This window comes from Burkholderia sp. Bp8984, from assembly GCF_003853755.1.
Classification (GTDB): domain Bacteria; phylum Pseudomonadota; class Gammaproteobacteria; order Burkholderiales; family Burkholderiaceae; genus Burkholderia.
This window is the reverse complement of the sequence record NZ_QTQN01000017.1, coordinates 69,861-95,175: the sequence shown is the minus strand read 5'-3', so window position 1 is coordinate 95,175 and position 25,315 is coordinate 69,861. Positions and strand designations below refer to the sequence as shown.

Annotated in this window: 17 protein-coding genes; 7 read left to right on the top strand and 10 right to left on the bottom strand. The window is 69.1% G+C overall.

Annotation, left to right across the window (positions count from 1 at the left end):
* The first annotated feature begins 123 nt into the window (after window positions 1-123).
* The 4 genes from katG (at window position 124) to ubiA (ending at window position 4,349) form a co-directional block, all read left to right on the top strand.
* Window positions 124-2,310, top strand: coding sequence for a catalase/peroxidase HPI (gene katG / locus DID98_RS18730; RefSeq protein WP_124571188.1), 2,187 nt, complete (start codon window positions 124-126; stop codon window positions 2,308-2,310).
* 104 nt (window positions 2,311-2,414) lie between these two features.
* Entirely contained in the window at window positions 2,415-2,570 is a 156-nt protein-coding gene (locus DID98_RS35880; RefSeq protein WP_185500316.1) for a hypothetical protein, read from the top strand.
* A 120-nt stretch (window positions 2,571-2,690) separates the two neighbouring features.
* Window positions 2,691-3,179: a non-specific DNA-binding protein DpsA gene (gene dpsA / locus DID98_RS18725; RefSeq protein WP_044844027.1), complete on the top strand. Its 489-nt coding sequence runs from the start codon at window positions 2,691-2,693 to the stop codon at window positions 3,177-3,179.
* A 297-nt stretch (window positions 3,180-3,476) separates the two neighbouring features.
* Window positions 3,477-4,349 (top strand): 4-hydroxybenzoate octaprenyltransferase, encoded by an 873-nt coding sequence (gene ubiA, locus DID98_RS18720; RefSeq protein WP_124487971.1) that lies wholly within the window; start codon window positions 3,477-3,479, stop codon window positions 4,347-4,349.
* 102 nt (window positions 4,350-4,451) lie between these two features.
* On the opposite strand, the gene proC is transcribed toward ubiA, so the two are convergent.
* The 6 genes from proC to DID98_RS18690 form a co-directional block, all read right to left on the bottom strand.
* Window positions 4,452-5,264: a pyrroline-5-carboxylate reductase gene (proC, locus tag DID98_RS18715; RefSeq protein ID WP_124487970.1), complete on the bottom strand. Its 813-nt coding sequence runs from the start codon at window positions 5,262-5,264 to the stop codon at window positions 4,452-4,454.
* 50 nt (window positions 5,265-5,314) lie between these two features.
* The gene (locus tag DID98_RS18710) at window positions 5,315-6,013 is read right to left on the bottom strand and encodes a YggS family pyridoxal phosphate-dependent enzyme (protein ID WP_124519959.1); all 699 of its coding nucleotides are present in this window, start codon (window positions 6,011-6,013) and stop codon (window positions 5,315-5,317) included.
* Window positions 6,014-6,149: 136 nt separating this feature from the next.
* Window positions 6,150-7,376 (bottom strand): glycolate oxidase subunit GlcF, encoded by a 1,227-nt coding sequence (glcF, locus tag DID98_RS18705; RefSeq protein WP_124571187.1) that lies wholly within the window; start codon window positions 7,374-7,376, stop codon window positions 6,150-6,152.
* Between the two features lie 290 nt (window positions 7,377-7,666).
* Window positions 7,667-8,755 (bottom strand): glycolate oxidase subunit GlcE, encoded by a 1,089-nt coding sequence (glcE, locus tag DID98_RS18700; protein ID WP_124571186.1) that lies wholly within the window; start codon window positions 8,753-8,755, stop codon window positions 7,667-7,669.
* A gap of 180 nt (window positions 8,756-8,935) precedes the next feature.
* Complete coding sequence (locus DID98_RS18695; RefSeq protein ID WP_044844032.1) at window positions 8,936-10,429, bottom strand: FAD-linked oxidase C-terminal domain-containing protein; 1,494 nt, start codon at window positions 10,427-10,429, stop codon at window positions 8,936-8,938.
* Window positions 10,430-10,466: 37 nt separating this feature from the next.
* Window positions 10,467-11,876: an FAD-binding oxidoreductase gene (locus DID98_RS18690; RefSeq protein WP_124571185.1), complete on the bottom strand. Its 1,410-nt coding sequence runs from the start codon at window positions 11,874-11,876 to the stop codon at window positions 10,467-10,469.
* A 145-nt stretch (window positions 11,877-12,021) separates the two neighbouring features.
* On the opposite strand from DID98_RS18690, the gene DID98_RS18685 reads away from it, so the two are divergent.
* Together DID98_RS18685 and hmpA are read left to right on the top strand one after the other, a co-directional pair.
* Window positions 12,022-12,573, top strand: a complete 552-nt coding sequence (locus tag DID98_RS18685; protein WP_044844034.1) for a cob(I)yrinic acid a,c-diamide adenosyltransferase — start codon at window positions 12,022-12,024, stop codon at window positions 12,571-12,573.
* A gap of 93 nt (window positions 12,574-12,666) precedes the next feature.
* On the top strand, window positions 12,667-13,875 hold the full coding sequence (hmpA, locus tag DID98_RS18680) for an NO-inducible flavohemoprotein (RefSeq protein WP_124487966.1): 1,209 nt from the start codon (window positions 12,667-12,669) through the stop codon (window positions 13,873-13,875).
* A 114-nt stretch (window positions 13,876-13,989) separates the two neighbouring features.
* Here hmpA and aroG read toward each other — a convergent pair whose 3' ends face one another.
* The 4 genes from aroG to DID98_RS18655 form a co-directional block, all read right to left on the bottom strand.
* Entirely contained in the window at window positions 13,990-15,063 is a 1,074-nt protein-coding gene (aroG, locus tag DID98_RS18675; RefSeq protein WP_059465445.1) for a 3-deoxy-7-phosphoheptulonate synthase AroG, read from the bottom strand.
* A gap of 399 nt (window positions 15,064-15,462) precedes the next feature.
* Window positions 15,463-16,929, bottom strand: a complete 1,467-nt coding sequence (gene tldD, locus DID98_RS18665; protein ID WP_124571184.1) for a metalloprotease TldD — start codon at window positions 16,927-16,929, stop codon at window positions 15,463-15,465.
* A 92-nt stretch (window positions 16,930-17,021) separates the two neighbouring features.
* Window positions 17,022-17,849, bottom strand: a complete 828-nt coding sequence (locus DID98_RS18660; RefSeq protein ID WP_044844040.1) for a carbon-nitrogen hydrolase family protein — start codon at window positions 17,847-17,849, stop codon at window positions 17,022-17,024.
* Window positions 17,850-17,900: 51 nt separating this feature from the next.
* The gene (locus tag DID98_RS18655) at window positions 17,901-22,100 is read right to left on the bottom strand and encodes a YhdP family protein (RefSeq protein ID WP_124571183.1); all 4,200 of its coding nucleotides are present in this window, start codon (window positions 22,098-22,100) and stop codon (window positions 17,901-17,903) included.
* A 227-nt stretch (window positions 22,101-22,327) separates the two neighbouring features.
* Here DID98_RS18655 and glnE point away from each other — a divergent pair, with 227 nt between their 5' ends.
* Window positions 22,328-25,129 (top strand): bifunctional [glutamate--ammonia ligase]-adenylyl-L-tyrosine phosphorylase/[glutamate--ammonia-ligase] adenylyltransferase, encoded by a 2,802-nt coding sequence (gene glnE / locus DID98_RS18650; RefSeq protein WP_124571182.1) that lies wholly within the window; start codon window positions 22,328-22,330, stop codon window positions 25,127-25,129.
* Window positions 25,130-25,315 lie beyond the last annotated feature (186 nt).

The following is a 25,315-nucleotide window of genomic DNA, read 5'->3' as shown; positions in this document are numbered from 1 at the left end:
GCCGCGCGGCCTGACACCCCGTAGTACGACAGGATCAACCTGTTCCGTTTCATCCCCCCGCAATGCTCCATGAACCGCGCCCGGCAAGTGGGGGCTTACGAGTCAAGCAAAGGAGAAAAAAGCATGTCGACCGAATCGAAGTGTCCGTTCAACCATACGGCGGCCGGCGGCACGTCGAACAGGGACTGGTGGCCGAACCAGCTCAATCTCAACATCCTGCACCGGCACTCGGCGCTGTCCGATCCGATGGACAAGGATTTCGACTACGCGGAAGCGTTCAAGAAGCTCGACCTCGCGGCGGTGAAGCGAGACCTGCAGGCGCTGATGACCACGTCGCAGGACTGGTGGCCGGCCGACTTCGGCCACTACGGCGGCCTGTTCATCCGGATGGCCTGGCACAGCGCCGGCACGTACCGGACCGCCGACGGCCGCGGCGGCGCGGGCGGCGGGCAACAGCGCTTCGCCCCGCTGAACAGCTGGCCGGACAACGGCAACCTCGACAAGGCGCGCCGGCTGCTGTGGCCGATCAAGCAGAAGTACGGCCGCAACATCTCGTGGGCCGACCTGATGATCCTGACCGGCAACGTCGCGCTCGAATCGATGGGCTTCAAGACCTTCGGCTTCGCGGGCGGCCGCGTCGACACATGGGAACCGGACGACGTCTACTGGGGTTCGGAAAAGATCTGGCTGGAACTGAGCGGCGGCCCGAACAGCCGCTACTCGGGCGACCGTGATCTCGAGAACCCGCTCGCTGCCGTGCAGATGGGCCTCATCTACGTGAACCCGGAAGGCCCGGACGGCAAACCCGACCCGGTCGCGGCGGCCCGCGACATCCGCGAGACGTTCGCGCGGATGGCGATGAACGACGAAGAGACGGTCGCGCTGATCGCCGGCGGCCACACGTTCGGCAAGACGCACGGCGCCGGCCCCGCCACGAACGTCGGCCCCGAGCCGGAAGCGGCGGCCATCGAGCAGCAGGGCCTCGGCTGGAAGAGCACGTACGCATCGGGCAAGGGCCGCGACGCGATCACGAGCGGCCTCGAAGTCACGTGGACGTCGACGCCGACGAAGTGGAGCAACGACTTCTTCAAGCACCTGTTCGGCTATGAATGGGAACTGACGAAGAGCCCGGCCGGCGCGCACCAGTGGGTTGCGAAGGGCGCCGACGAGGTGATTCCCGATGCGTTCGATCCGGCGAAGAAGCATCGCCCGACGATGCTGACGACCGACCTGTCGCTGCGTTTCGACCCGGCCTACGAGAAGATCTCGCGCCGCTTCTACGAGAACCCGGCCGAGTTCGCCGACGCGTTCGCGCGCGCCTGGTTCAAGCTCACGCACCGCGACATGGGTCCGCGTGCGCGCTATCTGGGCCCGGAAGTGCCGGCCGAGCAACTGCTGTGGCAAGACCCGATCCCGGCCGTCGACCACCCACTGATCGACGCCGCCGACGTCGCGGCGCTGAAGGCGAAGGTGCTCGCGTCGGGGCTGTCGGTCGCGCAGCTCGTGTCGACCGCGTGGGCGTCGGCTTCCACGTTCCGCGGTTCGGACAAGCGCGGCGGCGCGAACGGCGCGCGCATCCGCCTCGCCCCGCAGAAGGACTGGGAAGTGAACCAGCCGGCGGCACTTGCCGCGGTGCTCGAGACGCTCGAAGGCGTGCAGAAGGCGTTCAACGATGCGCAGACGGGCGGCAAGAAGGTGTCGCTCGCCGACCTGATCGTGCTCGCCGGTGCAGCCGGCGTCGAGCAGGCCGCGAAGAACGCGGGTGTCGCGGTGACGGTGCCGTTCGCACCGGGCCGGATGGACGCGTCGCAAGAGCAGACCGACATCGAGGCGATGGCCGTGCTCGAGCCGGTTGCGGACGGTTTCCGCAACTACCTGAAGCACGCGTACAAGACGCCGGCCGAGGCGCTGCTGGTCGACAAGGCCCAGCTGCTGACGCTGAGCGGGCCGGAGCTGACGGTGCTCGTCGGCGGCCTGCGGGTGCTCGGCGCGAACGTCGGTGACGCAAAGCACGGCGTGTTCACCGATCGTCCGGGCGCGCTGACCAACGACTTCTTCGTGAACCTGCTCGACATGGGCACGGAGTGGAAGCCGGTGTCGGCCGCGAACGACGTGTTCGAAGGGCGCGACCGGGCGACGGGCCAGGTCAAGTGGACCGGCACGCGCGTCGACCTGATCTTCGGTTCGCACTCGCAGCTGCGGGCGCTGGCCGAGGTGTACGGCAGCGCCGACGCGCACGAGAAGTTCGTGCGCGATTTCGTCGCGGCCTGGAACAAGGTGATGAACCTCGACCGCTTCGACCTCGCGTGAAAGTCGCGATGCGCTGACGCAGTCACGCTGTAACGTGAAACGGCCGGTCGCACGACCGGCCGTTTTTTCTTCCGATTCAAGGTCTTGTCGAAGGAGTGACGACCATGACGCAAATGATGCTGAACATGCGCGCCGCGTTCACGCCGGCCGAGCTGGCGCGCCGTATCGTCGGTTTCGCGATCGTCATCGGCGGTGCGGCCGAGCTGGTCGCGCAGGCGCTGCACGCGCTTGCACCGCTCGTGTCGAGCGCCGGCGGCTGAGCGCAGCGAATCGCGCGCCGCGCTAGACTGGCACGTCGCGAACGGATGCCGCACGGCGCGGCGTGCGGATTGCTCGACGCGTTTTCGCCGGTTCAACATTTCGAATGAGGAGTCCCGAAGATGGCCAGGAAAGGCAACGCCACGCAGATCAACATCGGCATCAGCGACAAGGACCGCAAGAAGATCGCGGACGGCCTGTCGCGTCTGCTCGCCGATACGTTTTCGCTGTACCTGAAGACCCACAACTTCCACTGGAACGTCACCGGGCCGATGTTCAACACGCTGCATCTGATGTTCGAAGAGCAGTACAACGAACTGTGGCTCGCGGTCGACCTGGTCGCCGAGCGCATTCGCACGCTCGGCGTCGTCGCGCCGGGCACGTTCGCGGATTTCGCGAAGCTGTCGTCGGTGCCGGAAGCGAACGGCGTGCCGGCGGCCGAAGAGATGATCCGCCAGCTCGTCGAAGGGCACGAGACGGTCGTGCGCACCGCGCGCGAAATCTTCCCGATCGCCGATGCGGCGAGCGACGAGCCGACCGCCGACCTGCTGACGCAGCGCCTGCAGACGCATGAAAAGACTGCGTGGATGCTGCGGTCGCTGCTTGCCTGAATCCGGGGTGACCGGCCGTGCGTCGTGCGGCCGGTGTCAGCGGGTGATCGGCAACCGGGCGGTGTCCCGAAGTCGAAGCGGGGTCGGATTGCCTGCATCGGCATCGAATGTCGGCAGGGCGGGCTGCGCACCGCCCATGCATCTGTCCCCTGATCGACGTATGCGGCTGCTCGGCCGCGTGCAGCGGGCCCGGGCAGCCTGCGCGCGCGCCGCCGCACCCGGCTGCGGGCCGTCCCGACATGACGCGAACCGCCGCTCGGCTCTAAAATGCCGGGATTCTCTTCCCGGTGGTTCGCCATGCTCGCCCGCTTTCCCCTGTACCTGCGGCTCGTCCGGATGGACAAGCCGATCGGCAGCCTGCTGCTGCTCTGGCCGACGCTCAATGCACTGTGGATCGCGTCGGACGGTCATCCGCGCTGGCCGCTGCTGGTGATCTTCGCGCTCGGCACGTTGCTGATGCGCTCGGCCGGCTGCGCGATGAACGACTATGCCGACCGCGATTTCGACCGTCACGTGAAGCGCACGGCCGACCGGCCGCTGACGTCGGGCAAGATCCGCGCATGGGAAGCCGTCGCGATCGCGGTGGTGCTGTCGTTCATCGCGTTCCTGCTGATCCTGCCGCTCAACACGCTGACGAAGGAGCTGTCGGTCGTCGCGCTGTTCGTCGCTGGCTCGTACCCGTTCATGAAGCGTTTCTTCGCGATTCCGCAGGCGTATCTCGGCATCGCGTTCGGCTTTGGCATCCCGATGGCGTTCGCGGCCGTGCAGGACACGGTGCCGATGCTCGCGTGGGTGATGCTGGTGGCGAACATCTTCTGGTCGGTCGCGTACGACACCGAATACGCGATGGTCGACCGCGACGACGACATCAAGATCGGCATTCGCACGTCCGCGCTGACGTTCGGCCGCTTCGACGTCGCGGCCGTGATGGCGTGCTATGCGGTGACGCTCGGCATCTACGTGTGGATCGGCGTGACGCTCGGCTTCGGTCTCGCGTACTGGGCCGGCTGGGCCGCGGCGGTCGGCTGCGCGCTGTATCACTACACGCTGATCAAGGATCGCGAGCGGATGCCGTGCTTCGCGGCGTTCCGGCACAACAACTGGCTCGGCGGCGTGCTGTTCGCGGGGATCGCCGTGCATTACCTGCTGGCGGGGCCGGCTGCCAACTGAAGCAGTACGGGCACCTCGCCGGCGCGCGATGCCAACAAAAAAGCGGCCGCGGCCGCTTTTTTTGTTGGTGCGGCCGGGCAAGCCCGGCCGATGACGCGGCGCTTACGCGCGACCGAGCTCGTCGCCCATTTCCTTCGCGCGTGCCTCGGCCGCGAGCGCGCCGCGCACGATCGCTTCCTTCACGCCTTGCGCGTCGAACGACGCGAGCGCGGCGGCCGTCGTGCCGCCCTTCGACGTCACGCGCTCGCGCAGCACGCTCGCCGGTTCGCCCGACTGCGCGGCGAGTTGCGCGGCGCCCGCGAACGTCGCGACCGCGAGCGCGCGGCCCTGTTCGTCGTTCATGCCGAGGCGGCGCGCGGCTTCCTGCAGCGCTTCGATGAAATAGAACACGTACGCCGGGCCGCTGCCCGAGATCGCCGTGACCGCGTCGAGCTGCGCTTCATCGTCGAACCAGACGATCTCGCCGACCGCGCCGAGCACGTTCGACGCGAGCTCGCGACCGGCCGCGTCGACGCCCGGCAGCGCGGCGAGGCCCGTCACGCCCATGCCGACCAGCGCCGGCGTGTTCGGCATCGTGCGCACGACGCGTGCGTAGTCGCCGAGCCAGCGGGCGAGGTCGGTGCCGCGGATGCCGGCCGCGATGCTGATCACGAGCTGCGACTTCAGGTGCGGCGCGAGCGCCTGCGCGACGTCCTTCAGCACCTGCGGTTTCACCGCGAGCACGATCGCGTCGTAGTCCGCGAGCGTCGCGTCGACGGCCGCGCCGGTGCGGATGCCGAACTGCTGCGCGGTGCGCGCGCGGGCGTCTTCGTTGACGTCGATGGCATACAGGCCGTCAGCGGCGACGCCGCGCTTGATCAGGCCGCCGATCAGGGCCGCGGCCATGTTGCCGCCGCCGATGAATGCGATTTTCATGGTGTCGAATTGAGCAAGTGAGTGAACGGGAGGGCGGAAAAGGGCGGCGCTCAGTGCGAATAATCGCGGGCGCCGAAGATCGCGGTGCCGACGCGCACGATGGTCGCGCCTTCGAGCACCGCGGCCTCGAGATCGGCGGACATGCCCATCGACAATGTGTCGAGCGGCAGGCCGTCGGCGCGCAATGCGTCGTACAGCGCGCGCAGCGCGCGATGCGGCACGCGTTGCGCATCGATATCGCCGGCCGGCTCGGGAATCGCCATCAGGCCGCGCAGGCGCAGCGCCGGCAGCGCGGCGACCGCGCGCGCGACGTCGGCCACGTCGGCCGGCGCGACACCGCTCTTCGACGCCTCGCCGCTGATGTTGACCTGCACGCATACGTTGAGCGGCGGCAGGTGCGCGGGGCGCTGTTCGGCGAGGCGCTGCGCGATCTTCAGCCGGTCGACCGAATGGACCCAGTCGAACCGTTCGGCGACCGGGCGCGTCTTGTTCGATTGCAGCGGCCCGATGAAATGCCATTCGAGCGCGGCGCGCAGATCCGCGAGCGCGTCGATCTTGTCGATCGATTCCTGCACGTAGTTCTCGCCGAACGCGCGTTGGCCGGCCGCATGCGCGGCGCGCACGTCGTCGGCGGGAAACGTCTTCGACACGGCGAGCAGCGAGACGGTGGCGGGATCGCGGCCGGCCGCGCGGGCGGCGTCGGCGATGCGGCGGTGAACGGAATCGAGACGGACGGCGAAATCGGACATGACGGGCACGGAAGCAGGCACGGGAAGCGAGTACGGCGGCGAATGGCGACGAATGCGGCAGCGGGTGCGGCACGGCACGCGCCGCATCGGTTCGCCCATTATACGGACGGGGCGCCGGCGGGGCCGGCCATCCGCGTCAGCCGTACAGCAGATGTTCGACGAGCTGGATCCAGTGCGCGACCGGAATCTGCGTGCCGCTTTGCAGGTGCGCGATGCAGCCGACGTTGCCGGACACGATCATCTGCGGCTCGAGTGCCTGCAGCTTCAGCAGTTTCTGCTTGCGCAGCCGGTACGACAGCGACGGCTGCGTCAGCGAATAGGTGCCGGCCGAGCCGCAGCACAGATGGCTGTCGGCCGGCAGCCGCACGTCGATGCCGAGCGTCTCGAGCAGGCGCTCGACCTTGCCGCGCGACTGCTGGCCGTGCTGCAGCGTGCACGGCGGGTGGTACGCGACGGTATGGATCGCGCGGCGCCGCGCGAGCGTCGCGATCTCGGCCTCGAACGCGAGCAGCACGTCGGAGATGTCGCGCGTCAGCGCGACGATGCGCTGCGCCTTCTCCGCGTAGGCCGGATCGTCGCGCAGCAGGTGCGCGTATTCGAGCACCGTCGCGCCGCAGCCCGTTGCGTTCATCACGATCGCCTCGGCGCCTTGGTCGACGTACGGCCACCACGCGTCGATGTTGCGGCGCGCGTCGTCGAGCGCCTCGTCGTGATAGTTCAGGTGCAGGCGGATCGCGCCGCAGCAGCCCGCGTCGGGCGCGACGATCGTCTCGACCCCGAGCGCGTCGAGCACGCGCGCGGTCGCGATGTTGATGTTCGGCAGCATCGACGGCTGCACGCAGCCGGCGAGCATCAGCATCTTGCGCGAATGGGGGCGCTGCGGCCATTCGAGCAGCCGCGTGCGCGGCGGCACCTTGTCGCGCAGCCGTTTCGGCAAGAGCGGCCGCATGTGCTGGCCGAGTCGCATGAGCGGCGAGAACAGCGCCGCGTTCGGCACGAGGCTGGCGAGCACGCGGCGCACGAGCCGTTGCTGCACGGGGCGCTGCACTTGCGCCTCGACGTGCTTGCGGCCGATTTCGACGAGCCGGCCGTACTGGACACCCGACGGGCAGGTCGTCTCGCAGCTGCGGCAGGTGAGGCAGCGGTCGAGGTGCTGCTGCGTGCTGCGCGTGACGGGCGCGCCTTCGACCATCTGCTTGATCAGGTAGATGCGGCCGCGCGGGCCGTCGAGTTCGTCGCCGAGCAGCTGATAGGTCGGGCACGTCGCGGTGCAGAAGCCGCAATGCACGCACTTGCGCAGGATCGCGTCGGCCTCGTCGCCGTCGGGCGTATTGCGGATGAAATCGGCGAGGTTCGTTTGCATCGATCTTAGGGTCTGTTTATATATGGAACGCGCATGCGTTGCCACGAGAACGGCCGCTCGCGAGGCGCGTGACGCCGCGGATACTGGCGTATTCGCAAGGAGCGCAACGCGGCGAGCGGCCGTTCTCGTGGCAACCCCTAATCAAAAGATTCATTCCACGGGAATGCCCGAAATCGCCCGTATGGCGGCGTCGCTCGTCGCTTGTTTGGCTCGGCCAAACGGCGCTCCTCACTTCTTGCCCTACGCGCGATTTCGGGCATTCGCATGTGCGTTCCATATATAAACAGACCCTAAAGATCAGGGTAAAGCCGGCCGCGATTAAAGATGCGCGCGGGATCGAACGCAGCCTTCAGCCCGCGGTGAATCTTCATCAGCGGCGCGGGCAGCGGCGTGAACACGCCCGCGCTGCGGTCGTAGGACTCGCCCGCGCGGAACAGCGTCGCATGGCCGCCGGCCTGCTTTGCGCTCATGCGCACCGTCTGCGCGTCGGCGTCGGTGATCCACCAGCGCTGCGCGCCGCCCCATTCCATCAGCTGGGTGCCGGGCAGGTGCATCGGTTCGGTGATCGACGGCAGCGCGAGCCGCCACAGCGCATAGCCGGGCGGGATGCCGTTGAAGAACGGGTCGGTGTGCTCGCGCACGCCGGCCCAGAAGCGCTCGGCCTCGACCGCGTCGACGACTTCGCCGCCGAGCAGCGTCTTCGCCGATTTCACGGCCGCCTCGGCGCCCGACAGCCGCAGCACGAGCGTGCCGTTGCGCCACGCGCTCGCGCTGACGGGCAGCGGATGGCCGCCCCATTCGTTGAGCTTGCGCACCGCGTCGGTCGCGGTCATCTCGAACTTCAGCGTGACTTCGGCGACGGGCACCGGCAGCACCTTGATCGACAGCTCGAGCATCAGCCCGAGCGTGCCGAGCGAGCCGGCCATCAGCCGCGACACGTCGTAGCCGGCGACGTTCTTCACGACCTGCCCGCCAAAGCGCAGCGCTTCGCCGCGGCCGTTCATCAGCGTGACGCCGAGCACGAAATCGCGCGGCGCGCCGCAGGTCGCGCGGCGCGGCCCCGCGAGGCCCGCCGCGACGCAGCCGCCGACGGTGGCCGCGCGGCCGAAGTGAGGCGGCTCGAACGGCAGCATCTGGCCGCACTCGGCGAGGACGGCTTCAAGCTGCGCGAGCGGCGTGCCCGCGCGGACCGTGACGACGAGTTCGGCCGGGTCGTACGACACGACGCCCTGAAACGCACGCGTGTCGAGTATTTCGCCGTCCAGCGCCTGGCCGTACCAGTCCTTGGTGCCGCCGCCGCGAATCCGCAGCGGCCGGCCGTCGGCACTGGCGGCGCGGACGCGTTCGGCCCATCCGGCGACGATGTCGTCCTCTTCCATGTTGTATTGCTGCCTCGTTGTTGTCCGGTCGATTGTACCGGGGTGGCGCGAATCCACATCGCGACTATCCCTAAGCCGCGCATGACGAATGCATGCGGGCGTCGCCGCGCGCACGGCCGGCGCGGGCAGGGCGGCACATCGCGGCCCGCGCGGCGGCACGGGCCGCGCACCGCGCGGCGCTCAGAAGCGCGGCAGGTCGGGGTGCGGCAGCAGCCCTCCGCGCACGTGCTGGCGGCCGTATTCGGCGCAGCGCGCGCGGGTCGGGATGCCCTTGTCGGGATTCAGCAGCCCGGCCGGATCGAACGCGCGCTTGACCGCGAAGAACGCATCGCGCTCCTGCGGCGAGAACTGCACGCACATCGAATTCAGCTTTTCGATGCCGACGCCGTGCTCGCCCGTCACGCTGCCGCCGAATTCCACGCAGCATTCGAGGATTTCCGCGCCGAACTGCTCGGCGCGGTGCAGCTCGTCCGGATCGTTCGCGTTGTAGAGGATCAGCGGATGCATGTTGCCGTCGCCGGCATGGAACACGTTGATGCAGCGCAGCCCGTAGCGCGTCTCGAGCTGCTCGATGCGGGCGAGCAGCGGGCCGATCGCACGGCGCGGCACGGTGCCGTCCATGCAGTAATAGTCGGCGGAAATGCGCCCGGCGGCCGGGAACGCGTTCTTGCGGCCGGACCAGAAGCGCAGCCGCTCGCTTTCGTTGCGGGACACCTGGATGCGCGTCGCGCCATGCTCGCGCAGCACGGCCGTCATGCGGACGATTTCCTCCGCGACTTCTTCGGGCGTACCGTCCGATTCGCACAGCAGGATCGCCTTCGCGTCGAGGTCGTAGCCCGCGTGCGTGAACGCCTCGACGGCCTGGGTGGCCGGCTTGTCCATCATCTCCAGCCCCGCCGGGATGATGCCCGACGCGATGATCGCGGCGACCGCCTCTCCGCCCTTCACGACATCGTCGAAGCTCGCCATCACGAGCTGCGCGGTCTGCGGTTTCGGGATCAGCTTCACCGTGATTTCGGTGACGATCGCGAACATCCCTTCGCTGCCGATCATCACCGCGAGCAGGTCGAGGCCCGGCGCGTCGAGACCGAGCGAGCCGAATTCGACGACCTCGCCGTCGATCGTGACCGCGCGCACGCGCATCACGTTGTGCACCGTCAGCCCGTATTTCAGGCAATGGACGCCGCCGGAATTCTCCGCGACGTTGCCGCCGATCGTGCAGGCGATCTGCGACGAAGGATCGGGGGCGTAGTACAGCCCGTAAGGCGCGGCGGCTTCCGAAATCGCGAGGTTGCGCACGCCGGGCTGCACGGTGGCCGTGCGCGCGTACGGATCGACCTCGACGATGCGCGTGAAGCGCGCGAGCGACAGCACGACGCCGTTCGCGATCGGCAGCGCGCCGCCGGACAGGCTCGTGCCGGCGCCGCGCGGCACGATCGGCACTTCCATGCGGCGGCAGATCTGCACGATCCGCTGCACCTGCGATTCGGTTTCGGGCAGCGCGACCGCGAGCGGCAGCCGGCGGTACGCCGACAGGCCGTCGCATTCGTACGGCGCGGTGTCTTCGTCGCGGAACAGCAGGCAATGCGTCGGCAGCACGGCCATCAGCGCCTGCACGACTTCGCGCTGGCGCTGCGCGCGGGTCGCGCTCGACAGTTCGACGGAAGCGTTCATTGGGTCTCCAGCCGGGGCGCGGCGGCGCGCCGCCGTGTCAGCACGTGAAGATCTTGCCGGGATTCATCAGGTTGCGCGGATCGAGCGCCAGCTTGATCGCGCGCATCGCATCGATCGCGTTGTCGCCGTGCTCCTTCGGCAGGAAGCGCATCTTGTGCAGCCCGACGCCGTGTTCGCCGGTGCAGGTGCCGCCGAGGCGCAGCGCGCGCTCGACGATCCGGTCGTTGATGCGTTCGGCTTCGTCGATTTCCTCGGGCTTGTCGGGATCGATCAGGATCGCGACGTGGAAATTGCCGTCGCCGACGTGGCCGACGATCGGGCAGGGCAGCGACGATGCGCGCAGGTCGATCTCGGTTTCCTCGACGCACGCGGCGAGCTGCGAGATCGGCACGCACACGTCGGTCGTCACCGCGCGGCAGCCGGGCTTCAGCTGCAGCATCGCGAAGTACGCGTTGTGGCGCGCGGCCCAGAGCCGCGTGCGGTCCTCGGGGCGGGTCGCCCATTCGAAGCCCTGGCCGTTGTTCTGGCCCGCGAGCACCTGCACGAGCTCGGCCTGTTCCTTCACGCCGGCCTCGGTGCCGTGGAATTCGAAGAACAGCGTCGGCGCTTCGGCGAGCGTCAGGTTCGAATGGCGGTTGATCGAGCGCACCGCGAGCGCGTCGACGAATTCGACGCGCGCGATCGGCACGCCGATCTGGATCGTCTCGATCACCGTGCGCACCGCGTCGCCCATCGACGGGAACGTGCAGATCGCGGCCGACACGGCTTCGGGCAGCGGATGCAGGCGCAGCGTGATCTCGGTGATCACGCCGAGCGTGCCTTCGGAGCCGACGAACAGGCGCGTGAGGTCGTAGCCGGCGGACGACTTGCGCGCGCGCGAGCCCGTCTTCACGACGCGGCCGTCGGCGAGCACGGCGGTCAGGCCGAGCACGTTTTCGCGCATGGTTCCGTAGCGCACGGCGTTGGTGCCCGATGCGCGGGTCGCGGTCATCCCGCCGATGCTGGCGTCGGCGCCCGGATCGATCGGGAAGAACAGGCCGGTGTCGCGCAGCGCTTCGTTGAGCGCCTTGCGCGTGATGCCCGGTTCGACCGTGACCGTCAGGTCTTCCGCGTTGATCGACAGCACACGGTTCATTTCCGACAAGTCGAGCGAGACGCCGCCGCGCACCGCGAGCAGATGGCCTTCGAGCGACGAGCCGGCGCCGTACGGGATCAGCGGCACGCTGTAGAGCGCGCACAGCGACACGACTTGGCGGACTTCATCGGCGTTGCGGGCGAACACGACGGCGTCGGGCAGTTGCGGATCGAACGGCGATTCGTCGCGGCCGTGATGGGCGCGGACGGCGTCGGCGGTCGACACGCGCTCGCCGAAGGCGGCGCGCAGCGCATCGAGCATGGCGGGGGGCAGCGGGCGGCGCGTGGTGGCCGGCGGGGCAGGGTGATTCACGAATGTCTCCTGACGACTGCTTGTCAAACCTTCGGCCCATTCTACGCTGGAACGCCCGCTGCGCCCGCCGCCGCGGGCTGCGATAATCGCGTACCAACCCAACCCAACCGGGCCGCATCGCGGCCGCGCACGAGAGGACATTCGCATGGGCAACCGCTTGAGCAAGATCGCGACGCGCACGGGCGACGACGGCACCACCGGCCTCGGCGACGGCCGGCGCATCGGCAAGGACGACGCGCGGATCGCCGCGATCGGCGACGTCGACGAACTGAACTCGAATCTCGGCGTGCTGCTCGCCGAGACGCTGCCGGACGACGTGCGCACGGCGCTCGTCACGATCCAGCACGACCTGTTCGATCTCGGCGGCGAGCTGTGCATTCCCGGCCATGCGGTGCTCGACGACACGCACCTCGCGCGCCTCGACACGTGGCTGGCCGACTACAACGCGACGCTGCCGCCGCTGAAGGAATTCATCCTGCCGGCCGGCTCGCGCGCGGCGTCGCTCGCGCACGTCTGCCGGACGGTGTGCCGCCGCGCGGAGCGCTCGATCGTCGCGCTCGGGCGCACCGACACGCTCAATGACGCGCCGCGGCGTTACGTGAACCGGCTGTCGGACCTGCTGTTCGTGCTGGCGCGTGTGCTGAACCGCGCGGATGGCGGCTCGGACGTGCTGTGGGAGCGCGGGCGCGTCCGCTGACCCCCGGCGTCGTGTTTCCGCACTGCGACAATTTGCCCGACGGACGTCTGTTTTTAAAGATGTATCGTAAGCGCATGTTTAACGGAGAACGACATGACCCACATCACCGCTGACCAGATGGCTCGCGTGAAGGCCACTGCCCCTGTCCTCGCCGTGCACGGCGCGACGATCACGAAGCATTTCTACCAGCGCATGTTCGCGCGGCATCCGGAACTGAAGAACCTGTTCAACCAGACGCACCAGAAGACCGGCAGCCAGCCGGAAACGCTCGCGAAGGCGGTCTATGCGTATGCGGCGAACATCGACAACCTCGGCGCGCTCGGCGGGGCGGTGTCGCACATCGCGCACAAGCACGCGAGCCTGAACATCCGCCCCGAGCATTACCCGATCGTCGGCGAGAACCTGCTCGCGTCGATCGTCGAAGTGCTCGGCGATGCGGTCGACGCCGAGACGCTCGAGGCATGGCGCGTCGCGTACGGCCAGCTCGCGCAGATCCTGATCGGCGCCGAGGCCGACCTGTACGCGGGCGCCGCGTGGAGCGGCTTCCGTCCGTTCAAGGTTGCCCGCAAGGTGCGTGAGAGCGACGAGATCACGTCGTTCTACCTGACGCCCGCCGACGGCGGCGACGCGCCGACCTTCGCGCCCGGCCAGTACGTCACGGTGAAGCGCTTCGTCGGCGATCTCGGCGTCGATCAGCCGCGCCAGTACAGCCTGTCCGACGCGCCGCACGGCAAGTGGCTGCGCATCTCGGTGAAGCGCGAGGCCGGCCAGCCGGAAGCGATCCCGGCCGGCAAGGTGTCGACGCTGATGCATGACGGCGTGGAGGAGGGCGCAATCGTCGAGGTGACCTCGCCGATGGGCGAATTCTCGCTGAAGCGCGGCGTCGATACGCCGGTCGTGCTGATCTCGGGCGGCGTCGGGCTCACGCCGATGGTGTCGATGGCCTCGACGCTGGTCGGCGAAGGCAGCACGCGTGAAGTACGGTTCGTCCACGCATGCCGGTCGGGCGCGGTGCATGCGTTCCGCGACTGGCTGAACGATACGGTGCGCGAACACGCGAACGTCAAGCGCACGGTGCTGTACGAGCTGGTCGGCCCGAACGATCGCGTCGGCATCGATCACGACCTCGAAGGGCGCCTGACGCCGGAACGCGTGAAGCAATACGCGCTGGTTGCGGATGCCGACTACTACATTTGCGGCCCGATCGCGTTCATGAAGGCGCAACGCGATGCGCTGGTCGCGCTCGGCGTCGCGCCGGAACGCATCAACACCGAGATCTTCGGCTCGGGCGCGCTCGAATGAGGATCTGACGGCGGCTGCTCGCACATGAAGAAGCCCGGCGCAAGCCGGGCTTCGTTTCTTGCGGCGCAGGCCGGGGCCCGCAGGCGGCATGTGCCGCCTCGGGCCCGCCGGCGATCAGTTCCCGCTGCCGCGCGCGACGCGGCGTGCCTTCACCGATTCCGCGAGGCCTTCGAGCACCTTCACGCTGTCGTCCCACGCGATGCACGCGTCGGTGATGCTCTGGCCGTAGGTCAGAGGGCAGCCTTCCTTCAGGTCCTGGCGCCCCTCGACGAGGTGCGACTCGATCATCACGCCGACGATGCGCTCGTCGCCGGCCGCGACCTGGCGGCCGATGTCCGCGCACACGGGAATCTGGTTCTCGTGCTTCTTCGAGCTGTTCGCGTGGCTCGCGTCGATCATCAGGCGCGCGGCGAGGCCGGCCTTGCCGATGTCCGCGCACGCGGCGTTCACGCTGTCCGCGTCGTAGTTCGGCGTCTTGCCGCCGCGCAGGATCACGTGGCAGTCCTCGTTGCCGGCCGTCGACACGATCGCCGAATGGCCGCCCTTGGTCACCGACAGGAAATGGTGCGGCTGCGATGCGGCCTTGATCGCGTCGACCGCGATCTTCACGTTGCCGTCGGTGCCGTTCTTGAAGCCGACCGGGCACGACAGCCCCGACGCCAGCTCGCGGTGCACCTGCGACTCGGTCGTGCGCGCGCCGATCGCGCCCCACGAGATCAGGTCGGCGATGTACTGCGGGCTGATCATGTCGAGGTATTCGGTCGCGGCCGGCAGCCCCATCTCGTTGATCTGCAGCAGGAGCTCGCGCGCGGTGCGCAGCCCTTCGTTGATCTTGAAGCTGTTGTCGAGGTGCGGATCGTTGATGAGCCCCTTCCAGCCGACCGTCGTGCGCGGCTTCTCGAAGTACACGCGCATCACGATTTCCAGTTCGCCCTTGAAGCGCTCGCGCTCCTTGACGAGCCGCCCTGCGTACTCGATCGCCGCCTTCGTATCGTGGATCGAGCACGGCCCGATCACGACGATCAGCCGGTCGTCCATCCCGTGCAGGATGCGGTGCATCGACTGGCGCGAGTTGTAGATCAGCTCGGACGCGGCCTCGGAGCACGCGAATTCGCGGATCAGGTGGGCGGGCGGCGTCAGTTCCTTGAGTTCGCGGATGCGGACGTCGTCGGTGTTGTGCGGGGGCATGCTGTTTCTCCTGGTTTTGCGGGCGCCGTTCGGTCAGTGCGCGTGCGGCAGATTCATCGATTCAAGCGATTCAGTGATTTCGGTCGGGGCCGCGGGATCCGCTGCGGCGGCGACCGGGTGGCGAAGGGCGAAAAAAAAACCGCCGGGTTCGCCGGCGGTTTTTTCGGGAATTTCGGTTGCGCTTCACGCGCCATCAACCCTCTCGATCCGCCAGCGGTCTGAGATGCCAAAAAAAGTAAAAATAAAACTTGGCGGACATGACGGAGATTCGGTTCGTCAAAAAAGTTGATTCGGAATTTATACCCGGTCGCCGCGTCGCTGGCAACCGGGGGTGCTCAAAAATGCGGAGAATCCGCGCGCTTTTGTCAAAATGCGCGGATTGTCTGCGCCGCGATGCGGTTATGCCGTACCGCCGACCGTCATCTTGTCGATCCGCAGGGTCGGCTGGCCGACGCCCACCGGCACGCTCTGGCCTTCCTTGCCGCACACGCCGACGCCCGAGTCGAGCGACATGTCGTTGCCGATCATGCTCACGTACTTCAGCGATTCCGGGCCGCTGCCGATCAGCGTCGCGCCCTTCACCGGGTAGGTGATCTTGCCGTTCTCGATCATGTACGCCTCGGACGCCGAGAACACGAACTTGCCGTTCGTGATGTCGACCTGGCCGCCGCCGAAGTTCACCGCGTACAGGCCGTTCTTCACCGACGCGATGATTTCCTGCGGATCCTTGTCGCCGTTCAGCATGTACGTGTTGGTCATGCGCGGCATCGGCAGCGCCGCGTACGACTCGCGCCGCGCGTTGCCGGTGACGGGCATCTTCATCAGGCGCGCGTTCAGCGTGTCCTGGATGTAGCCCTTCAGGATGCCGTCCTCGATCAGCGTCGTGCACTGCGTCGGGTTGCCTTCGTCGTCGATGTTCAGCGAGCCGCGGCGGTTCGGCAGCGTGCCGTCGTCGACCACCGTCACGCCCCTCGCGGCGACCTGCTCGCCGATCCGGCCGGCGAACGCCGACGAACCCTTGCGGTTGAAGTCGCCCTCGAGGCCGTGGCCGATCGCCTCGTGCAGCAGCACGCCCGGCCAGCCCGGCCCGAGCACGACCGTCATCGCGCCGGCCGGCGCGGGGCGCGCGTCGAGGTTGACGAGCGCCGCGTGCACGGCGTCGTCGACGTAGCGCGACAGCACTTCGTCGGTGAAGTAGCCGTAGTCGAAGCGGCCGCCGCCGCCGCCGGAGCCGATCTCGCGGCGGCCGTTCTGTTCGGCGATCACCGTGACCGACACGCGCACGAGCGGGCGGATGTCGGCCGCGAGCGCGCCGTCGCTGCGCGCGACCAGCACGACGTCGTATTCGCCGGCGAGGCCCGCCATCACCTGCGTGACGCGCGGGTCGCGCCCGCGCGCCATCTGCTCGATGCGCTCGAGCAGCTTGACCTTCGCGGTCGCGTCGAGCGACGCGAGCGGATCGGACGGCAGGTACAGGTCGCGGCCCGAGATGCCCTTCAGGGACGTCGCCGCCTTGATCTTCTGGCGGCCGCCGCCGGCCGCCGCGATCGCCTTGGTGGCCGCGGCCGCCTGCGCGATGGCTTCCGGCGACAGGTCGTCCGAGTAGGCGAACGCGGTGCGGTCGCCCGCGACCGCGCGCACGCCGACGCCCTGGTCGATGCTGAAGCTGCCCGACTTCACGATGCCTTCCTCGAGGCTCCACGCTTCGCTGCGGGTCGCCTGGAAGTACAGGTCGGCGTAGTCGACGCGATGCGTGAAGATGTCGGCGATCGTGCGCGTGAGCAGGCTCTCGTCGAGGCCGTACGGCGTGAGGAGGATGTCCTTCGCCAGCGCAAGATTGCGGATGCCGGGTTCGATGATGTTCATGCGGGTATCGAGGGTTCTCAAAAAGTTGTCGGGTGCGTTCTGGGCAGATGGGTTGGCCGGGCGGCGTTTCAAGCGCCGGGCGGTTCAGCGGTTCAGGCCAGCACGCGATGCCGCCACGCGGGCAGGCTCTGGCGCACGTCGGCGATGCGCTGCGGATCGAGCGCGCCGGTCACGACGCTCGCGCCTTCGTCGCGGACCGCGACGATCTCGCCCCACGGGTCGATCAGCATGCTGTGGCCCCAGGTGCGCCGGCCGTTCTCGTGCTTGCCGCCTTGCGCGGCCGCGAGCACGTAGCACTGGTTCTCCACGGCCCGCGCGCGCAGCAGCATTTCCCAGTGCGCGCGGCCCGTCGTATACGTAAACGCCGACGGCACGACGATCAGCGCGCAGTCGCCCATCCTGCGATACAGCTCCGGAAAGCGCAGATCGTAACAGACCGACAGGCCGACCCGCCCGAACGGCGCGTCGAACGCGACGACCGTGTCGCCCGCGCGGATCGTGCGCGCCTCGTCGAACGATTCGTCGCCTTTCTCGAAGTTGAACAGGTGGATCTTGTCGTAGCGGGCGGCTTCCTGGCCGTTCGGGTCGAACACGAGCGTCGTGTTCAGCACGCGATCGGGCTCCGGCGCCTTCAGCGGCAGCGTGCCGCCGATCACCCAGATGCCGTGACGGTGCGCGGCCTCCGACAGGAAGCGCTGGATCGGGCCGTCGCGGTAGGGTTCGGCGAGCGCGAGCTTGTCGGTGTCGCGATGGCCCATGAAGCAGAAATACTCGGGCAGCAGTACGAGCTGCGCGCCGTCGCCGGCCGCTTCCGCGATCAGGCGGCCGGCTTCGGCGAGATTGCGTGCGACGTCCGGCGTGCTCACCATCTGCAGCGCGGCGACCCGAAAGGGCGTGGCGGAACGGGTGTGATCGGTCATCGCTGGATCGGTTGCGTCATAAATGGGGTGCGGCCCGGCACCCTGCGCGCGTCAGTGGCTCGCCGCATCGGCCGGACCGTGATTCATCTTACCCTGATCGCCTCGCACCCGCTCGATGTGCGGATGCGCCCACGAGCCCGTGATCGCGTAGTCGAGCGCGAACGCGTGCGACAGCGTCTCCGACAGCGCGTAGTTCGCGGCCAGCACGCCGACACCCAGCAGCGGATTGATGATCGCGGCCGCGATTGCCGCCGTGCCGGCGCCGATCTTCGGCGCGACGTGCGCGTGCAGGTCCTGCGTCTCGGCGCCGAGGTCGACCGCGCCACGCACCGTCACGTTCGCCGGTGCCGTCGTCATCGAGAAGTCGTCGGTGCGCGCGATCCCGTTCGAGATCCGGCTGGTGCCCGTGATCTTGTCGAACGGCAGTCCCTTCCCGATCACGTCGCGGAAATTCAGCGTCAGGAAGCGCGCGAGGCTCTGCAGGCTCAGCACGCCGAGCAGTTTCGCGGCACCCGGATCGACCTTCAGGATCTGGCCGTGTTCCAGGTCGAGCGCGACCTGGCCGCCGAGCGACGGCAGATCGACCGCGGTCGGGCCGCCGCGCCAGCCGACCTTGCCGGTCACGCTGCCGTGGCCGTTTGCAAGCGTGCGCGGCAGGCCGACGAGGTCGAGCAGCGCGCCCGCGTTGCCGACGTCGAGCTTGAAGTCGAACACGCTGCGGCGCGGCGCATCGTTTTCGTCGACGCCGCGGGCCAGCGCGCGGCGCGACGTGCGCCAGTTGCCGGTCGCCGTCAGCTTCGCGGCCGGGTTCGCCAGCTCGAACTTGTCGAGCTGCCACACCGGCGCGCCGTCTTCCTCGAGGTTGCGCGCGTTGACGACGAGCCTGCCGATGTCGTGATCGCGCGCGACGACCTGGTCGACGATCAGGTCGACCGACGGCATCGGCCGGTCGGTCGGCGTCGGCAGGTTCATCGCGCGGCCGACGAGGTCGTGCTGCGCGCTCTGCGGGATCACGAGCTTCGCGAGCCGCGCGTTCAGCACGCCCGCACCGTTGTGGCCGCCGCCCGGCGCCCACGACAGGTAGCCCGAGACCTGGTTCGACGCGATGTTCGCCTGCCACAGCTCGTCGACGTGCGACGCGCCGATGATCACGTTTTCCCAGTTGCGCTTGAGCAGCTTCAGCGTGCCGAAGTGGAGCGCGAAGCGCTTCGGCGTGAAGCTCGCGACGTCGACGCGCGGCGCGGCCTGCGGCTCCGGCGCGCGCGGCGTGTCGTGCTGCAGCGTGCGGGCGAGCGCGAGCCAGGCGTCGGCGTCCAGTTCGTCGACGTCGACGGCGGCGCTCACGCCGTCCTGCGGCAGATCGGGCATCCGGTGGATGCCCATCGCGCCGCGCACCGCGCGCAGCGGCTGGCCCGACGTGGCGTCGAGCAGGTAGGTCGCAGACACGGGCCCGAGCGTCAGGTCGGCATGCTCGAGGCGCTTGCCGCCGGCCTGGGCGGCCGGCTGCAGTGTGAAGCGGAACGGCATCGGCGTGCCGGCCGGTTTCGCGAACGGCGCCGGGAAATTCAGCGCGACGCCCGTCAGGTCGGAATGCGCGGTGACCTCCGGCAGGCGGCCCGGCGCGCCGCGCACGGCGAGCTGGTACGGCGCGTCGCCGACCACGTGCTCGAGCAGCGCCGCGGCCGTGCCGCGCAGGTTCAGGCCGCGCGCGGCGTCGAGCGCGAGCTTGCCGTCGACGTCCACCGCGTACGGGCCGTGCGACTGGAAGTTGCCGTTCGCGCGCACCGGGCCGCCGAGGAAGCGCCCCGACAGCTCGTGCAGCGACGCGCCGGCCTCGCTGAAGCGCACGCTGCCGCGCAGCGCGGACAGCGGCGGCACGCCGTCGGTCGACAGCGTGTTGCCGCCGAACGCGAGCGTGCCCTCGACGTGCGTATGCGGATGCGGAACGTGCTGCGGAATCGTGATCTTGAGCGCGAGCGCCGCGGGCCCCTGCGCATCGATCCGCTGGCCGATGTGCCCGCTCATCGCGCCGAGCGAGCTGTTGTCCGCGTAGTCGATCAGGTCCGCGAGCGGGCCTTGCGCATGGCCGTCGATGATGAGCGGCGACTTCGACGGATTGCCGAGATCGTCGATCCGGCCGGCGACCTTCGTCAGCGCGACGCGCTTGTAGTGTGCACGCGCGATGTCGAAGCGCAGCTTGTTCTGCGCGAGCTCGAACACGCCGTCGATTCCGTCGAGTGCGGGCCAGATGCTCGGCGTGCCGTTCGCGAGCTTGCGCGGCGGGTACGGCGTCGGCTCGAAGCGCCCGCCGGTGAACGGCGCGACGATGTGGAACACGCCGGCGTCCGGCTCGTGTTCGAACGGGAATTTCTCGAGCGGGCCGCGGGCGACGATCGAGGCTCCCTTGGTCACCTGGCCGTCCTGCAGCGCATGGCCGAGATAGTCGCGCAGGTGCTCGGACATCCCGGTCGGCAGGTAGCGCGGGATGCGCGCAACCGACGCGCGCGCGAAATCCGCGCGCAGGTCGAGCGAGCCACGGCCGTGGCCGGGGTTCGTGTACGTCCCCGACACCGCGATTTCCGCATCGGGGTTCGCGACGAACAGGTCGGGCAACGTCACGTCGACGCGTGCGTGCTTCTCGCCCGGCGCCGGCGTGATCACCCATTTCGCGTTGCCGCGCAGCCGGTCGAAGGTCAGGCGCGGCTCGTCGAATTCGCCGGGCACCGTGACCGCCGCATTGACCGTGTCGAAGTGCGCGCTGCCGCCGGTTTCGTTCGCGTCGATGTGGCCCCACAAATTCTCGACGCCCGGCCAGCCGGCGCGCGGGTGACCGCGCGGGGAAAGACCCGGCGGCGGCTCCTGCGCGGCGACGCTGATGCCCTGCAGATCGCCGAGGAAGCGGTAGCGGACGATCGGCGCGGCGCCGGTGCGACGTTCTTCGTCGGCGAGCTCGGCCCGCGCCGGCTTCGCGCGTTCGACCTCGATGTGATAGTTCGACACCATCCCGCGCGGGTCGAGCTTGATCAGCTCGTTGCGCAGCCGCGCGGGCAGCGGCAGCCCGCGGATGAACTCGCTGAGGATGCCGAGATCGACGCGGTCGCCGACGACGCTGAGCAGCTGTCCCTGGTCGGCGGTCGGCACGCGGTAGCGGGCGGTCAGCGTCGACAGCGCGAGCGAACGGGCGAGCGGCGTGCCGTCCGGCAGCGGCGGCTGGCCGAGCTCCGCGTTGAAGCGCGTCAGGTGCAGCGTGTAGTCGTGGCCGGCGTCCAGCGCCATGTCCCAGCCGAACCCGACCGTCGGCACGTCGAGGCGCGGCTGGGTCGGCCGGACGCGCAGCACGACGTCGGCGCCCTGCAGGTCGCCGCCCGCGGAGCGCAGGTGGCCGTCCTGGAAGGTCGCCCAGATCGCGTTGTCGATCCGGCCCGCGTGGATCGTGAGCGGAATGTCGAGATAGCGGCCGAGCGTCTGCAGGTCGACCGGGCCGGTCGACAGGTACGCGTCGCCGGTCCAGTTCGTCGGCTTGCCGATCGGCGCGAGCGGCTTGTGGCGGAAACGCGCGCGGAAATCGAGCGGGCCGAGCAGCAGCGTGCCATTCGCGGGCGCCTGCAGCGCGGCCTTGTGCTCGCGGCCGTGGTTGAGCACCGCGAGGCGGATGCCGGACAGCGCGAGTTCCGGTGCGTCGTGCTGCGCGTCGCGCCAGCGCAGCGTGCCGTTGCGCAGCACGATCGCTTCCTGCTTCAGCAGCCACGTGCCGAACGTGTCGTTGCCGCCATGGGTGGTCGCGACACCGACGCCCGCGACGCTCAGCGAGCCGTCGGCGGCGCGCGCGACGACGAGGTCGGGATGGTCGACGATCAGGCTCGACAGCGCGGGCGACAGCCGCAGCAGCGACATCCACGACAGCGCTGCCGTCGCGTGCGGGACCGACAGCGCGATCTGGCCGTCACGGCCGCGAATGGTGAGGTTGGCGACTTCGACGCCCGGCTGCATGCCGGACCAGTGCGGAGACAGCTTGCCGATCGAAAGCTGTGCGTGCAGCTTGTCGGACACCGCGCGCTCGATGCGCGGGCGGTACTCGTCGATGCGCGGCAGCAGCACGTAGCGCATCCCGAGGAACACGCCGGACGCGACGAAGTACGTGCCGATCCCGACTGCCAGCGTCACCCTGAACACGCGACGCAGGACCGGATGATCGTGCTTCGGAGGTCCCGCTTCGGGCTCAGCTACGGCGGATTCCTGACGGTCGGACATGCGGCGGAAGGGCGGCGATATGGTAGTTTTGCAGACTGACGTTGAAATGTATCACACGGGTTCGTGCCGGCGGCCGTTGAGGCCGCACGGCACGGGCTTTCCGGCGCGCGGTTGTCGCGGCGGCGCACCCGCGTCGCGACACCGCGCCGAGTCCAAGGGGCCTGTCGGCAGCGGGGCGCGCACGCGTTGTTCCCGCAGCGGGGCCATACTGCCAGGCCCGCTTTTCGATGACCGACGCTTCCGCCCTGATCAGCACGTCCTATTCCCGCTATCTCGCCCGCGCGGCCGCCGCGCGTCCCGCGCTGTCCGGCCAGATCGCCGCGTGGGCCGCCGCGCCGCTCACGCGCGCGCAGCTCGACGCGCGCCTGACCGAACTGCTCGCCACGCCGGCCGGCACGGCCGCGCCGGGCGACGAGCAACTGAAGCGTGCGCTGCGGCAGTTGCGTATCGAGGTGTTCGGCGCGGTCGCGGAGCGCGACCTGCGCGGCGTCGCGAGCGTCGCCGAGGTGACGGGCGCGATGACCGATCTCGCCGAAGTGGCCGTGCAACGCTCGCTCGCGCTGCTGTCGGCCGAACTCGAGGCGATGTACGGCGAGCCGCGCGGCGCCGACGGCCAGCGCGTCGTGCTCGGCGTGGTCGGGATGGGCAAGCTCGGCGGCCGCGAGCTGAACGTGTCGTCGGACATCGACCTGATCTTCGTCTACGAGGACGACGGCGAAACGGCCGGCGGCACGCGCTCGCCGCTGTCCACCCAGGAATATTTCACGCGGCTCGGCCGCCGCCTGATCGGCGTGCTGTCCGAGGTCACGGCCGACGGCTACGTGTTTCGCGTCGACATGCGGCTGCGCCCGAACGGCGATTCGGGGCCGCTCGTCTGCAGTCTCGGGATGCTCGAGGAGTATTTCTACGTGCAGGGGCGCGAATGGGAGCGCTACGCGTGGATCAAGGGGCGGCTCGTATCCGAAGGCGACAGCGACGCGGCGCGGCGGCTGGCGGCGCAGCTCGAATCGATCGTCAAGCCGTTCGTATACCGCCGCTATCTCGACTTCGGCGTGATCGGCGCGATCCGTGCGCTGCACCAGCAGATTCGCCAGGAAGCCGCGCGCCGCGCGTCGATGCGGCCCGACAAGGCCGACGACATCAAGCTCGGGCGCGGCGGGATCCGCGAGATCGAATTCAGCGCGCAGGTGTTCCAGCTGATCCGCGGCGGCCAGGATGCGGAATTCCGCGTGCGGCCGACGCTCGCGGTGCTGCGCCATGCGCAGGCGCGCGGGCTGATCGGCGAGGACGTGCGCGAGCGCCTGACCGACGCCTACAACTTCCTGCGCACGCTCGAGCACCGGCTGCAGTACCGCGACGACGCGCAGACGCACGCGATGCCGGTCGATGCGGGCGAGCGGGCGGTGCTGGCCGCGTCGCTCGGCTTTGCCGACTATGCGGCGCTGATGACGGTGCTCGACGGTCACCGGACGTTCGTCGAGGCGCAGTTCGACCAGATCTTTGCCGACAAGGTGAACGGCGGCCCCTGCGCGGCGGGCGAGGACACGGCCGCCACGTGGATCTGGAGCGGGGCGCTCGCCGACGACGGCGAAGACGACGCGCTGCTCGCGCGCCTCGACGGCGTGGGCTTCACCGATCCGGCGGCCGTGCTCGCGCGGCTGCGCGCGATCTGGCAGTCGTCGCGCTACGCGGGCCTGCCGGAAAAGAGCCGGCAGCGCTTCGACAGCGTCGCGCAGCGCGCGCTCGAGGCCGCGCCGCGGATCGACGCCGCGCGCCGCGACGACACCATCGTGCGGCTGTTCGACCTGCTCGAGACGGTCAGCCGGCGCGGCGTCTATCTCGCGCTGCTGACCGAGTATCCGGCCGCGCTCGACCGCGTGCTGTCGGTGCTCGGCGCGACGCGCTGGGGCGGCGGCTACCTGATTCGCCATCCGCAGCTGCTCGACGAACTGCTCGACGACGAAGCGATCGCGAGCCCGTTCGACTGGCCTGCGTTCAAGGACGCATTGCGTGCGCGCCTCGCGGCCGCCGACGGCCCCGAGCAGCAGATGGACCTGCTGCGGCACGCGCAGCACGCGGAAGTGTTCCGCATCCTGCTGATCGACCTGGCCGGCCAGTTGTCGGTCGAGCATGTGAGCGACCGCCTGTCCGAGCTCGCCGACGCGGTGCTCGACGTGACGATCGAAGTCGTCTGGTCGCAGCTCGCGAAGCGCCACCGCGACGTGCCGAAGTTTGCGGTGATCGCATACGGCAAGCTCGGCGGCAAGGAGCTCGGCTACGCATCCGATCTCGACCTGATCTTCCTGTACGACGACCCCGACGAGCGCTCGGCGGACGTCTACACGACGTTCACGCGCCGGCTGATCACGTGGCTCACGACCGCGACCGGCGCGGGCGCGCTGTTCGACATCGACCTGCGGCTGCGGCCGAACGGCGAGGCCGGGCTGCTCGTGACCGATCTCGACGCGTTCCGCCGCTACCAGCTGCGCGAGGGCGACGCGGCCAATACCGCGTGGGTGTGGGAACACCAGGCGCTGACGCGCGCCCGCTACAGCGCCGGCGACCCGCAGATCGGCACCGATTTCGAGGCGATTCGCCAGCAGGTGCTGACGACGCCGCGCGACGGGGCGGTGCTCGCGAAGGAAATCGTCGACATGCGCGGCAAGGTGTTCGCCGGCCATCCGAACCAGACCGAGCTGTTCGACCTGAAGCACGATCGCGGCGGGATGGTCGACATCGAGTTCATCGTCCAGTACTGGGTGCTGCTGCATGCGTCGAGCGATGCCGAGCTGATCCGCAACACCGGCAACATCGCGCTGCTGCGCGAGGTCGCGCGGTTCGGGCTGATGGGTGAGGACGAGGCCGAGCGCGTCGGCGCCGCGTATCGCAAGTACCGGAAGCTGCAGCACAAGCTGCGGCTCGACGGGATGGAGAAGGCGCGGGTCGATCCGGCGCTCGTGGCCGACGAGCGGGCGGCCGTGACGGCGTTGTGGGAGCGTGTGTTCGGCGCGGTCGAAACGGGCGTTTGAGGCGGACGTTTGAATCCCGCGTTCGCGGCAGGACGCTCGAATCCGCGGGGTAGGGCGGGCGGCGCTCGTCCATCGAAAAACTGCGCCGTGCGAGCGGTTCGACCGGCAGATCGGTCTGCCTGCTCGCCGTGCCGCTGCAGGCCTGTTCCGGGAAAGGCGACACGCCGCGTTCCGAAAAACGTGGGG